Origin of the sequence: Ruegeria marina, from assembly GCF_900101475.1 — a bacterium.
In the GTDB taxonomy this organism is placed as follows: domain Bacteria; phylum Pseudomonadota; class Alphaproteobacteria; order Rhodobacterales; family Rhodobacteraceae; genus Ruegeria_B; species Ruegeria_B marina.
This window is the reverse complement of sequence record NZ_FMZV01000032.1, coordinates 7,859-20,087: the sequence shown is the minus strand read 5'-3', so window position 1 is coordinate 20,087 and position 12,229 is coordinate 7,859. Positions and strand designations below refer to the sequence as shown.

Genomic DNA, 12,229 nt, shown 5'->3' with positions numbered 1-12,229 from the left:
CCGGACAAATCGGGTGGCAACCCGCTTTCCGCCGGAAAGCCCCGCCACTCTCAATCTCCCCAGCGCGGACAGTGAGTGTTTATTCGGTTTGGTGGTCATAGCGAGCGCAATACACCCGGTCCCTTCCCGAACCCGGAAGTTAAGTGCCTCCGCGCCAATGGTACTCGGGCTCAAGCCCCGGGAGAGTAGGTCACCGCCAAACCTAATAAACACTCAAATCTCTCTAAAACGATCTCAAAAAAAAACCGGCGCGGGATGGAGCAGCCAGGTAGCTCGTCAGGCTCATAACCTGAAGGTCGCAGGTTCAAATCCTGCTCCCGCAACCAACGATACTTGCGATGCCTCCGCCAGTCCTGCCGCGGAGGCTTTTGCTTTTCCGGCCCCCGCGCGTCGGGATCGTCTGCTGCGCCCTCCCGCAACCACTTTTTCCGAACAAGCCGCCGCAGGGCGGCTTTTGTCATTCTGCGCCAAGCTAATCATCGCCGTCAGCGCCCCTTCCAGCTCCAGCACGATGCATTCACCCTCGTGCAGGACAATCACGCGCTCGATCAAGCCCCGAATGATCTCCAGAGACTCCGTGCGGATCTCTGGATCCGACAGGGTTTGTGCAAGTTCAGCCACCTTGTTGCGATAGAGTTCTGACAGGTTCGGGTGTAGACGTACCGGTACGGGGGCGGGTTCCCGGAGCGTGGCGTCCAGATCGGAGATCCGGGCTTCCAGTTCCTCCAGCTTCGCCTTGAGCCCAGGTGTTCGAAGTCCCTCCGCAATCGCCTCATAGAGACCATCGAGTTTGCGTGCGGTAGTGTCGCGATCCGATTGCAGTCGAGACCGTGCCGCTTGCAATGCGCCCGCTTCCGAATTTGCGGCTGCGCTGTAGGATTTGACAAAGGCGGCCACGGCCTCGGGTTGCATCAGCCTGGTACGGAGCAGGTCAAGGACAGCTTCTTCCAGCACGTTGCGCCTGATCGACTTCCTATGGTCGCATGTGCCCAGCTTGCGCGCGGCGGAACAGGCCAGGTAATCACGTCCGACCGCCACCAACGGACCACCGCAAGCGCCGCAATGGGTCAAGCCGGTCAAGAGATGGGTCGCGCGCCGTTTTTCCCAGAACCGCGTTGCCTTGATTGCTTGCACGCGCGGTTCGGCTTCGATCTCTCCCTGCCGGGCCTTCACCACCTCCCAAAGTTCGTCGTCGACGATCCGCATGTCGGGAACGTCCGTAACGATCCAGTCTGACGGGTCGTTCAGACGGGATACGCGTTTGCCTGTCTCCGGGTCCTTCACATAGCGGAGCCGGTTCCAGACCAGACGGCCGATATAGAGCTCGTTGTTCAGTAGCCCGGTGCCACGGGTGCGGTGGCCCCGTATGGCCGTGTCACGCCAAAGCTTGCCGCGCGGGCCTGGAACCCCCTCCTTGTTCAACTCACGCGCGATAGCCTTGGGAGAGTGCCCAACCGAGAAATCGCGAAAGATACGCCGGATGATCTCTGCCTCCAAAACGTTGATCCGACGTTCCCCGGTCACCGGCTGGCCGTCCTCGCCGAGGCGCCGGATCACATCATAGCCATAGCTGTTGCCACCACCGGACAATCCGGCTTCGACGCGCCCCCGCAGGCCCCGCCGAGTCTTGGCCGCGAGATCTTTCAGGAAGAGCTGATTCATGGTGCCTTTGAGGCCGACATGAAGCTCGCCGATCTCACCCTCGGCCAGAGTCACGATACCGACCCCGGCAAAGCTCAGGCGTTTGAAAATGGCGGCAATGTCGGCCTGGTCTCGGCTCAACCGGTCCAGGGCTTCCGTAAGAACCAGATCAACACGTCCTTCCTGTGCCGCGTCGAACAAGGCTTGCAAGCCAGGTCGCAGCATGGATGCGCCCGACACCGCCCGATCTGAAAACGCCTCAACGATACGCCAGCCTTCCCGCTCTGCCCGCTCACGGCACAATCTTTGCTGATCTTCGATCGAGGCGTCCCGCTGCAACTGGCTGGAAAACCGGGAATAGATAGCAACACGGGTCATCGCAGAGCCTTTCTCTTCTTCTTTATCAACGCGGCGTAGTCACGACCGGCCTCGATGGTCTGAGCGTGAATGTAATGACGTTCCGCGGTTCCAAAGCTCGAATGTGCCAGAATCGGACGGATCAGTCGCGCGCTTTCCGGGGAATGCCTCGCCAAGGTCGTTGCCGCCGCGTCCCGGAAGAAGTGCATCGGCACGCGTACACCTGTCAAATGTCGGATCTGCTGTGCGATTCTTGAAGAGAGATATGACATCTCCAAAGGCGCGCCTTTCTTGCCGACCCAAAGAAAATCATGCTTCGTTCCGCCCCGCTGCATCAGTGCCGGACGCACCTCCCTTATGTAGCGGCGCAACAAGGGGGCAATAACATCCGGAACTTCGGCTTCCCAAGGCTGACCCGACTTGGTCAGTGCATCTGGCAGCGCCACGATGATGGTCTCGCCCGACACGATCAGGGATGTCCCGATACGCAGGCCGGCGAAGGCGCGCCTGCGCATCGGCATCAGTGCCAGCATCGCGATCATTGTTCCGTCCCGCAGTCGCTTCATGGCTTCGAGAGGCGTGCCGGCCGCCTCGGCATGTTTGGTGGCAAGCGTGATGCCGGCTCGCAAGAGAACACCGCTGGACAGGATACGTCCCAACTTACGATCTCGATCTCCGCGTCCGGCGTCCCGCTTCAAACCGGCTTTCAGCTTGCGCTGCGCGGACCAATCTTTACCCGGATCGGCAGCGGAAAGAATCCGGATTACCCCGTCGATGAACATCAATCGGGTCATTGGTTTGGTGTGCGACAGATCACCGAGCCACGCGGACAACCTTTCAATGGTTGCCCGTACCGTGGGCGGCAATGCACAAGCATCAGGGTCGGTTGTTTCCAACCATCTCAGCCAGCGTCCATATCGTAGTTCGAGCGTGTTGAGGGACGTTGCCCGGAGGTGGGACAGAGCCCCGCGATCATCCAGCGGCCCACCCGACTTTTGCAAGTTGAGCCACATTGCACGATCCTGATCGGGCCAGGAAGAGAGGGGCATGATCAGGCTCATGGGTGTCGACTCTTCTTGCGCGCCACGAGGTCTGCAAAAGCCCGTGTGGCAGAGCGCGCTTCCAGCCCGGAGTACATGTTGATCGTATGGCTGACTGCAGAGTGACCGAGCAGGCGGCGGGCTACCTCGTAGCCGCCGGGATTGGCGTCAAGCCAGGTCATCACCGCAAAATGCCGGAACAGATGGGCGTTCATCTCCAGACCCGTCTCGTTGCGGATCCGCTTGGACAAACGCGCGGAGAGCGCGTTGGCGCCAACAGGACCAAGCCCGTCCCGGCGAGGAAACAGCCATGGCGTTCCGGATTGGCACAGGTCCGGAACACGAGATTTGAGGTGCGCGTCTATCCACCGGATGATGTCCCGCGGCAGTTCGAACTCGATTGTGCGTTCGTTCTTGGTCTCTTCATCTTGGAGGACAAGATAGACATGGCCGTCGCCCGGTCTGTGCAGGTTGCGCTCCAGGTGAATGCCGGCAAGGTTCTTGATCCGGATTGGGCACACCAGAAGGATGGCGATTGCGAGCGCGTCCTCACGGGCCAACAAACCGGAAAACCGCCCACCTTTTTCAACAGGTCGCGCAAAAATGCGCTTGGGCAGCAGCAACAGGCGCAATTGGTTCCTCTCCTCCTGTAAAACCCGCAACCTGTCCCGGTTCTTGCGTGTCATCCCGGTCTGAGGCTTGGTTGCAACGCGCTTGGCGAGACTGACCAGCCTGTCCCGAACGTCGTCCGGAGCATCCAGAATCCGGGCCAGGTTGCGGAGCAAGGCGGCAGTCTCGCTGATCAACTTGGTTGTCTGATTGTCGGTTCGTGACAACATCTGGCGCAAACCCCGTTCGGCCATCACCGGATCGATCAGAAAATCCAAACTGGAAACGTCACCGATTGCGATGCCAGAATGAACAAGTTCGGACGCAAATCTGACCAGTTGCCGACGATATTGTGAAATAGTTGCCGGACGCAGGACTTTGCCCGGACCGGCCTCTGCCAAAGGATCAGGCTTGGTCAGCCGCAGTATCAGGTCATCCAGATCCTTCTGGAAGCTTGTCGGAAATTCCGACAACTGGATGGCGATAATAACCTGGCGAGAGTTGAGCGGTAGAATGATCTTTGGCCAAGCTGGAATACGGCGTACCGCCAGGTTCCATCCGTTGACAGCGGCCCGGAATCCCACCTCTGGTGACTTGCTGATCTCGTTGCGCAAAAGGGCCTCATGATAGGCCTGAGCATGATCCGAACATACGGAAGAAGGATGGACACCGATCTTGCTGAGAAAATACACGAAGCGGCAGAGTGCAGGTTGCAGCGTGCGGTCTTTCTCAGCGAGCACTTTTGACCACAGAATGCGCCAGTCTTCGGTAAGGTCTTCGATCCGGTTGGACCGGCGCTCGGCCAGCCCAAAATGCACCAGTGCAGCCCGTGCGTCGCTCACGGCATTCTGCCAGCTCTTCGCGGTCAGACCGAGCCTTGCTGGAGCAATCTTGGCCAGCCGTGGTTGCAGCCAACGACTGTCGCAGGGAACATCCTGGGGCGGCAGACCAAGTGCCTTGGCTATGCGCCGCAAGCCGGAGATCATGTCTCTGCGGCGTGCGTTGGAAAGCGACTTGTCTGCCTGCAACTGATCGATGATCTCGGCAAACATCGGCGTACCGGATCGCACGAAGGCCATATCGATTGGACGGGCTCTTTGGCTGGTCATCGGGTGCGCATTCCCTTGGTCAGAAAAGGTCTCGGGAGGACCGGAGTGGACACAAGGTCCGATTCGGGAAAATGATAGCATGAAAAGTTAAGAACTAACGGTGACTATGTCTTCCCGAAATACCCGCAATGCATTGACTTTAATAGACAATAGTGGACATCAGGGCCTATAGGAGCTGCGCCCGGCGATAGGCCGCGTGAGCGGATGGATCGATGCGGATCAGGCGGCCACCAGGACCCACACGGATGACATCCAGAAGGCCGGCCGCGATTGCGCGGCGCACAGTCTTTTCCGAACAGTTGTCGAGCTGGGCGACCTCTTTGACGGTCAGCAATTGGCGCGTGTGGTTAGTCTTCCGTGGTGTATTGCGTGGCATCGTGATGCGTGTCCTCTTGATCGGAGGCATCCGCAGCCGTCTCCCGTGCGGCCTGACGTGCGATCAGGCCGATCAACTGCAAGATCGCGGCATCGACTTGCTTGCCATCTTGCTCAGGCGTTGGGGAAAGGGCAGGGACGCGTGTCATGCCATGACCATGACCGCATCCCGAAAACAGAGCTAAGTGTGACGATCCCGAATTATTTGGAGATTGCTACAGTAGCCATCTCATGGAGGTTCTGCATGATCCGCCAATCCTTGATTTCGGACCAGATGGTCTCGCCGTTCAAGGTCCCTTGTGGATCGGTCGAATAGCGCACCACAGAGTTCACGAATTTTACCAGCGGACCACTTCTTTCGGAACTTGAGCCATCGCTGCTGATGGTGACGGGACGACCGATTTGATCCCAGAAATCGAAGATCTGTCGAAGGACAACCGACCTTCTCTCATCACGGACTCTTCGTTTGTCCGGTTCGTCGAGCGCTGAGACACCAAACTTCCCAGCGCTTCTGGCTAAGAGGGTGTTCAATAGTTCTACAGTGGCCAAGGCATCATAAAGTTTGCCGCGGTAGAGCAGATTGGGATCGGAGACCTGTTTTTCCAATGCGGGGTAGGCAATGCGAAGTCTACTCAAGCGTATAGACCCTTTAAGCAAATATCGTTCCGCTCGCCGTAAATCCTGCAAGGCCAGTTCCAACTCCTCAGGACCCTTATTCATTTGACGTATAACGGTTGAAATCCGCGTTGTGACGGTTCTGGGAGAGAGCGCGAAAGCCAGTGTTTGGGAAAGGTGGGCCAGTTCCCCGACGTCGATGTCATGATCCAAGCCCAGTTTTGACTGTTGCTCTTTGCTCAAGGCGCCCTCAGGTCCAAATTGCTGGACTTTCCAGTTCATCGTTTTCCTGGGCATGTGCAGTTTGCTCCTTGTTCAGACACTTTGGGGCGTGGCCTCGAGATTGGAGAACAATACGAAAACAAACGCCTGACTGAAACCGGAAGCACGCGGGTTTTGATAAGGACAAATACGGCAGTTCATCGGATTTGGTGAGGTGCTCGGCCTGCACGACTTTGCGCGCGGTGTTTTGCGCGACACGAGGACGGGCCGCAATCGCCTGCATACTCTGGTCGGGCTGTTGCGTCAGTCCGTCTTTGGTCGGCTAGCGGGATACGAGGATGTGAATGACGCGGATCGTCTGGCGCGCGATCCGGTGATGCGTCAGGTCGTCGGTGGACGGGCCATCGATACTCACGCTGCCTCTGAAAGCCAGATGGGGCGGTTCGAGACCGAGGTTCTGGCGACGACTGACAATCGCGCTGTATTGGCTGATCTGCCGGGGCACTGGATCGACCGGGTTCATGCAACGGTGCCGCCCAAGTGGATCACACTGGACATGGACAGTTCGGTCAGCCCGACCCACGGTGCGCAGGAAGGAACGGCGTGGAACGGTCATTTCGGCTGCATGTGCTATCACCCGCTGTTCGTGTTCAACCAGTTTGGGCACCTCGAACGGTGTGCTCTGCGCCCCGGCAATGTGCACAGCGCCGAGGGATGGGAAGAGGTTCTGAAGCCAGTGATTGCGCGATATGCGGGTCGTCACCTGATGCGGTTCTTCCGGGCCGATGCAGCCTTCGCCATCCCAGAGCTATACGAGATGCTGGAGGCTGAGCGCTAATTCCATGTCATCCGCTTGCGTGCCAATCGCGTCCTGCAAGGAAGGATCGCGCATCTGCTCAAGCGTCCGGTGGGGCGTCCGCCCAACCATGTGCGGCGCATCTACGGTGACTTCTAGTATCAGGCGGCGTCGTGAGACAAGCCCCGGCGCGTTATTGCCAAGGTCGAGTGGCACCCCGGCGAACTGTTCCCCCGCGTCGGCTTCGTCGTGACGAACCTGCCGATGGACCCGGACTGGATCATCCACTTCTACAATCAGCGTGGCACCGTCGAGCAGCACATCAAGGAAGGCAAGCAGGCGATTAACTGGACCAGGCTGTCCTGCAAGGGCATGGCTCAGAACGAGGTGCGGCTTAAGCTTCATGCATTGGCATACAATCTCGGCATCTTCCTGCAAGGCACAGACCTTCCCGAGGAGATGGCCGATTGGTCGTTGACCAGCTTGTAAACCCGGCTGATCAAAATCGGTGCGCGGGTTGTCCGCCATGCCCGCGCTATCACTTTTCAGCTTGCCGAGGTTGCCGTTAGCGGCGCTCTGTTCAGTCGTATCCTCACGGCCATCCAGAGGCTGCGTGCGCCACCGGTTCCAACATGACGGTGTCAACGGCAAAACCCGAACGAACCCGGCTCGACTGGTCTGCCGAATTGCGCGCCGATCCGACCGAAAACCGGATAAACCCGGCCGTCGAGACCAGAAACCGCGCTCAGCGCAGGCGCCTGACGCACATACACCGGCACAGCGTGTCCAAGAAGATTGATTGGCACGGAAATTGGCTGCAAGATGAACCGACCAGCGTTCTACTTGGGGAATGTCGGCTAAGATGGCGTCGACTGTTCAGGAAACGCGCGAACGGATCGAACAGCCGACGCCACATTGGCGTGGGTCCGGGAACGGTTCTGCGGCTCGGCCTTCCTCGGTAAACCTCCGAACGACTCCATGACACCCACGTCGGATGGCCGGGCCGCAATGATGGTTGGCGTCCGTCCATGCCTCCATTACGCGGCTATCGTTAAAAGTGAATTTCAACCGACCGCTTCACGTATCGCTACTTTACACTGTGTTGCCTGCAAACTACCAGTGAAGTCTGAATTCGAAACCCTAACGGACTGTTGAAATGGCCTTGATAACTGGCGATCTCGCCTCAAATCCTCCTTTCACGGAAACCGATGATCTGCCGAACGATCTGTCCACTTCCGTTTCCCTGATCCCGAACCAGGTTCTCAACGGCACGATTGACGCCTCAATCGGGGATCGTGGCGACTGGGTGTCGGTGGAGTTGGAGGCTGGGACGGACTACATCATTCGAATGGAAGGGGCTGGATTGCTTGACCCTTACCTGTTCCTGTTTGACTTGGCCGGGAATGAACTGGATTCGAATGACAACCGTAACGGTTCGAACTCTCAGATAACCATCACGCCGACGGAAACCGGAACGTATTACCTTCGGGCTACATTTAACGGGTTTTGGGGGTCGCACATCCAGCCCGATGGCGGTTACAGGCTTTCCGTTTCCCGGAACAATTGGCAGCATCTGGTTGGGACAGGGCTGGATGATACAATCATCGGCAACGCGGACCGCGACTCGATCGAGGGGTTTGCCGGCGACGACTGGATCGACGGCAATGGTGGCGGCGACCAAATATGGTCGGGCAGCGGTGACGACACCGTCACGAACGCCGGAAACTATGCCCGGATCGGCACCGGTGTCGGCAACGACTCGGTCGTGGGCAGCATGGGCGCCCAGATTTGGACCGGGGCAGGCGCGGATACGGTCATTTTGGATGACAGTAGCACCGAAGTGCACACAGGCGATGATGCCGATTTTGTTACCGTCGTTCACGACGAATTCTTTTCCTTTTTTGGTTACTCCGGAACTCGGGTCTTTACCTGGTTTGGCGATGACACCGTCAATGTCGAAGGTTGGGCGGAAGTATACGGTGGCCCCGGCAATGACCTGATCCAGGCGATCGGGCCGGAGGCCAGACTAATTGCGTCTGGAGATACTTGGGGACCTGACTACTCGGACCATGGCAACGACACGATCATAGGCGGCACCGGAAATGACAGAATCAGTGGCGGCTATGGCAACGACAGTCTGGTGGGAAATGCCGGTAACGACGACATCTCTGGCGGCACCGGAAATGACAGCCTCGATGGCGGCGATGGCGACGACCTTATCGGTGGGGACGGAGGCGACGACGAAATAAATGGCGGCACAGGTGCCGACCGAATTTACGGTGGCCGCGGGAGAGACAATATTTTTGGCGGCGCAGGTGACGACCGAATTTACGGGGACGATGACTATGGCCAATCAAGCGTTGAAAGCCACGACACTGTTGATGGCGGCGCAGGTGACGACCAAATTTACGGCCTTGGAGGCAACGACTCGCTGAACGGTGGTGCAGGGGCAGACTTTGTCAGTGGTGACCTTGGCAATGACACCTTGGCAGGCGGCGCTGAGGCAGACAGTGTCGATGGCGGCGAAGGCAATGACTGGCTTACCGGTGGGAACGGAAACGACGAGCTCTTTGGCGGGGATGGCAACGACACTGCCCATGGCGACGCGGGTGACGACCTAATTTTCGGCGAAGCAGGCGACGACTCGCTGGTCGGCGGCGATGGGGCGGACAAAGTCTACGGCAACAATGGCAATGACACTCTGACCGGCGGCGCTGGAGCAGACAATGTCTACGGCGACCAGGGCCACGACTCGCTGACCGGCGGGGATGGCAACGACGGGCTCTGGGGGGGCGACGGCAACGATACAGCCTCGGGCGGCGCGGGCGATGACCGTTTAGGCGGCGGACAAACCGGCGACGACAGCCTGTCCGGCGAGGAGGGCGATGATCAGATCTGGGGCGGCGCCGGTAACGACACGCTGAGCGGCGGCGATGGAAACGACTGGCTTGACGGCGGATCGGGAACCAACCTGCTCGATGGCGGGGCTGGCGACGATACCGTGATCGCAAGGTCCGAGACCGATACAATCGTGTTTTCCGACGGGCACGACCTTGTGCTGGCCTTTGCGCCCGGCAGCGGTGCCCGGATCGACCTGTCCGGCGTCGCCGCGATCACTGATTTCGCGGACCTGCTGGCCAACCACCTGAGCGACACAGACCAGGGCGCGGTGATCGACGACGGGCTTGGCAACACGCTGACGCTCGACCTGCTCCTGATCGCCGATCTCGGCGCCGACGACTTCCTGTTCTGACTTCTGTACGCGCAAGAAAAACCCCGCCGACCCATTGGTGTCTGGCGGGGTTTTTGCGTTCAATGGAGATTGGCTAAAGAAACTGTGAATTTATACCTATTAGCTGATGTTCTTGCTTTCGTAGCACGAAGTGCCTGCCGACATAGCGACTACCGATAGTGTTCGGCGGTTGACCGGCATTTTTCTTTGGTCTGTTGGGATTTTTTTTGTTTTACCAACAAGCACCTCTCGCCCCAGTCACCTAGTGTTCTGATCCAAAAATTTTGGAAGATCGCTACACTTCGACTGTTCAGGATTTGTTTTCCAATCTGTCAGCGGGCATTCCGTAGGTGCACCACATCATCACGGAGGTCCTGCGCGCATGGTTTGGACCGACCGTTTTCCATGTGTTGCTGACTGGAAGATGGTCGCCACGGTACGCCTGCTCACCGGCCACCAAGTGCAGACGATGATCCGGGGACTACCCCACCCCGCGCCAAACCGACTCCTTCTGGGCTGGCGCAGAACCACGACTACGAAACCCACCGGCTGTCGCTCTGGGCGTAAATGCCCACGCGGTAGATCGGGGACCGTCAAGGCGTTCGGCGGCCAAGACGGGGCAGGTGAGAGGCCTGCGGGGAAGCGACTGGCCATCGACAACTGGCATCGTGTGGATACGGATCAGGGAGCGAAGGGCCTTCCCCCGCGAGACGGGGGGAAGGAGCGGGGGCCGGATATTGTTCGGTGAAATGCTCAGTTCGCCGTTGTAAAGACTGCAATCCTCTTTGTAGATATGGGGCGAAAAAACTAGAATTTTCTCGGATAAATCCGCTCACGTCACTCAAGCTGGCGTGCATGCCCAGCAGAAGCTCACAAGCCCCCGAATTACCGGAAGTGCTGTTCGCGGTGCCTTGGGACAAATTGCGAGCGGATGGCGGAGATCGGCCTTGATGACAATGGCGACCCATTGCCCAAAACTCAGCGCTCGATCTGCGGTGCAAGAACTCGCGTCGGGGGGCAATGCAAAGCACGCGCCGTCTCGGGCCAGCGACGTTGTCGGCAGCATAGCGGCTTGAGCGCTGGGCCGACAGGTAAACCCAAGTTGTGAAATCATACCGCGCCTGACCTGCCGGGGGACTCGTCGGACTGGCGTCCGACCGAGCGGCTTGAACCAGACTGGTTTCAAGCCGCCACGCCGGTGCCTCAGAAGATGAAGTCGTCGGCAGTCAATGCTGCGCTCAGCACGCCGCTGATGGTCAACGAGTTGCCCAGCCCGTCGGTGATCACCGCGTTGCCGCCGACATCGGCCAGGTGGTTGGCGGACAGGTCGGCGAAATCGGTGATTTCCGCGACGCCCGACAGGTCAATCTGGTCGAATGCCGTCGAGAAGAACAGCGCGGTATCGGTGCCTTGCGAGAACACGATGACATCCGCGCCTGGGCCCGCATACATCTCGTCGTCACCGGCACCACCGTCGATCGTGTCATCGCCCGCCGCGCCGTAGATCGTGTCGTTGCCGTCGCCGCCCGCAATCTGGTCGTTGCCCAGCCCGCCGAACAGTTCGTCGTTTGCTTAGCCCGCACCCACAGAGTGTTCCATGAAATGCGCCCCGATCTCCCGGCAAACATATGATTTATAGTGCAAATGCAACACTCAAGGCTGCGAAATCAGCGGGTTACTTGGGGAATGTGGGGCCACATAAGCCAATCCGATGTTCGGTAAAGGTCAAATCCTGCTCCCGCAACCAAAACTATCAAGAATATCAGATGCTTAAAAGCCGAGTACAACGCTCGGTTTTTTGCTTTCCCAATTCTTGTCAACGCCAGGTCAACATTCGACCAGATGCCCTGCGTGGGCTTGCCTGCCGCGAGCCAGCGCCGTCAGGCAACGCCGCCGGCAAGAAGGTCGATCATTCGATCCCGCATCACGAATTTCTGCGGCTTTCCGGTGACGGTCATCGGTAGTTCGGTAACCACCCGGAAATGCCTGGGTATCTTGAAATGGGCAATCTGGCCCTGGCAGAATGCCCGCAATTCCTCGGTGTCGAGTTCCGTTCCCGGCTTGGCCACGACCCAGGCGCAAATCCCTTCGCCGAATTTCGCATCCGGAATCCCGAAATGAACTGGCCCCCGTTTCGACCGGACACTTGGGCATAACCATGGAGGCTTAGGCCTATGCCTGAGCACGTGCTTATGTGCATCGTCCCCGAACGAGCCCCAGAGCCCGTCGTCGC

At 58.7% G+C, this 12,229-nt stretch carries 10 protein-coding genes, 1 tRNA gene, 1 rRNA gene and 1 pseudogene; 5 read left to right on the top strand and 8 right to left on the bottom strand.

Annotated elements, in window-relative coordinates; genetic code table 11:
- Window positions 1–87 precede the first annotated feature (87 nt).
- Window positions 88–202 (top strand): 5S ribosomal RNA (gene rrf, locus BLT75_RS23335).
- A 47-nt stretch (window positions 203–249) separates the two neighbouring features.
- A tRNA-Met gene (locus tag BLT75_RS23330) sits at window positions 250–326 on the top strand.
- Here BLT75_RS23330 and BLT75_RS23325 read toward each other — a convergent pair.
- The 6 genes from BLT75_RS23325 to BLT75_RS23300 form a co-directional block, all read right to left on the bottom strand.
- The gene (locus BLT75_RS23325; RefSeq protein WP_093038009.1) at window positions 283–2,019 is read right to left on the bottom strand and encodes a recombinase family protein; all 1,737 of its coding nucleotides are present in this window, start codon (window positions 2,017–2,019) and stop codon (window positions 283–285) included. The two genes, BLT75_RS23330 and BLT75_RS23325, sit on opposite strands and share 44 nt — an antisense overlap.
- Window positions 2,016–3,059: a tyrosine-type recombinase/integrase gene (locus BLT75_RS23320; RefSeq protein WP_143028660.1), complete on the bottom strand. Its 1,044-nt coding sequence runs from the start codon at window positions 3,057–3,059 to the stop codon at window positions 2,016–2,018. Before BLT75_RS23320 ends, BLT75_RS23325 begins: the two co-directional genes overlap by 4 nt.
- The gene (locus BLT75_RS23315) at window positions 3,056–4,756 is read right to left on the bottom strand and encodes a site-specific integrase (protein ID WP_176828238.1); all 1,701 of its coding nucleotides are present in this window, start codon (window positions 4,754–4,756) and stop codon (window positions 3,056–3,058) included. Before BLT75_RS23315 ends, BLT75_RS23320 begins: the two co-directional genes overlap by 4 nt.
- Window positions 4,757–4,922: 166 nt before the next feature.
- A complete protein-coding gene (locus BLT75_RS23310; RefSeq protein ID WP_093038001.1) occupies window positions 4,923–5,132 on the bottom strand; it encodes a helix-turn-helix domain-containing protein in 210 nt (69 codons plus the stop codon).
- Window positions 5,104–5,280, bottom strand: coding sequence for a hypothetical protein (locus BLT75_RS24560; RefSeq protein WP_176828236.1), 177 nt, complete (start codon window positions 5,278–5,280; stop codon window positions 5,104–5,106). Before BLT75_RS24560 ends, BLT75_RS23310 begins: the two co-directional genes overlap by 29 nt.
- A 52-nt stretch (window positions 5,281–5,332) precedes the next feature.
- The gene (locus BLT75_RS23300; protein ID WP_093037995.1) at window positions 5,333–6,043 is read right to left on the bottom strand and encodes a hypothetical protein; all 711 of its coding nucleotides are present in this window, start codon (window positions 6,041–6,043) and stop codon (window positions 5,333–5,335) included.
- Window positions 6,044–6,179: 136 nt separating this feature from the next.
- On the opposite strand from BLT75_RS23300, the pseudogene BLT75_RS23295 reads away from it, so the two are divergent.
- The 3 genes and pseudogenes from BLT75_RS23295 to BLT75_RS25155 all read left to right on the top strand — a co-directional run.
- Window positions 6,180–7,400: pseudogene (locus tag BLT75_RS23295) on the top strand (IS1380 family transposase); the annotation flags it as partial.
- Window positions 7,401–7,920: 520 nt separating this feature from the next.
- Window positions 7,921–10,017 carry a calcium-binding protein gene (locus tag BLT75_RS23290; protein ID WP_093037992.1) on the top strand — a complete coding sequence of 699 codons (2,097 nt, stop codon included), beginning with the start codon at window positions 7,921–7,923 and terminating at the stop codon, window positions 10,015–10,017.
- 910 nt (window positions 10,018–10,927) lie between these two features.
- Window positions 10,928–11,104, top strand: coding sequence for an HGGxSTG domain-containing protein (locus tag BLT75_RS25155; protein WP_281243205.1), 177 nt, complete (start codon window positions 10,928–10,930; stop codon window positions 11,102–11,104).
- A gap of 95 nt (window positions 11,105–11,199) precedes the next feature.
- On the opposite strand, the gene BLT75_RS23285 is transcribed toward BLT75_RS25155, so the two are convergent.
- Entirely contained in the window at window positions 11,200–11,556 is a 357-nt protein-coding gene (locus tag BLT75_RS23285) for a calcium-binding protein (RefSeq protein WP_093037989.1), read from the bottom strand.
- A gap of 320 nt (window positions 11,557–11,876) precedes the next feature.
- Window positions 11,877–12,229: AMP-binding enzyme (locus tag BLT75_RS24555; protein WP_425441154.1), on the bottom strand; the 353-nt coding region annotated here is incomplete at its 5' end.

Coding starts and splice junctions, on each gene's coding strand:
- BLT75_RS23325 (WP_093038009.1), bottom strand. CDS start 2,019: ATGACCCGTGTTGCTATCTATTCCCGGTTTTCCAGCCAGTTGCAGCGG.
- BLT75_RS23320 (WP_143028660.1), bottom strand. CDS start 3,059: ATGAGCCTGATCATGCCCCTCTCTTCCTGGCCCGATCAGGATCGTGCA.
- BLT75_RS23315 (WP_176828238.1), bottom strand. CDS start 4,756: ATGACCAGCCAAAGAGCCCGTCCAATCGATATGGCCTTCGTGCGATCC.
- BLT75_RS23310 (WP_093038001.1), bottom strand. CDS start 5,132: ATGCCACGCAATACACCACGGAAGACTAACCACACGCGCCAATTGCTG.
- BLT75_RS24560 (WP_176828236.1), bottom strand. CDS start 5,280: ATGACACGCGTCCCTGCCCTTTCCCCAACGCCTGAGCAAGATGGCAAG.
- BLT75_RS23300 (WP_093037995.1), bottom strand. CDS start 6,043: ATGCCCAGGAAAACGATGAACTGGAAAGTCCAGCAATTTGGACCTGAG.
- BLT75_RS23290 (WP_093037992.1), top strand. CDS start 7,921: ATGGCCTTGATAACTGGCGATCTCGCCTCAAATCCTCCTTTCACGGAA.
- BLT75_RS25155 (WP_281243205.1), top strand. CDS start 10,928: ATGGCGGAGATCGGCCTTGATGACAATGGCGACCCATTGCCCAAAACT.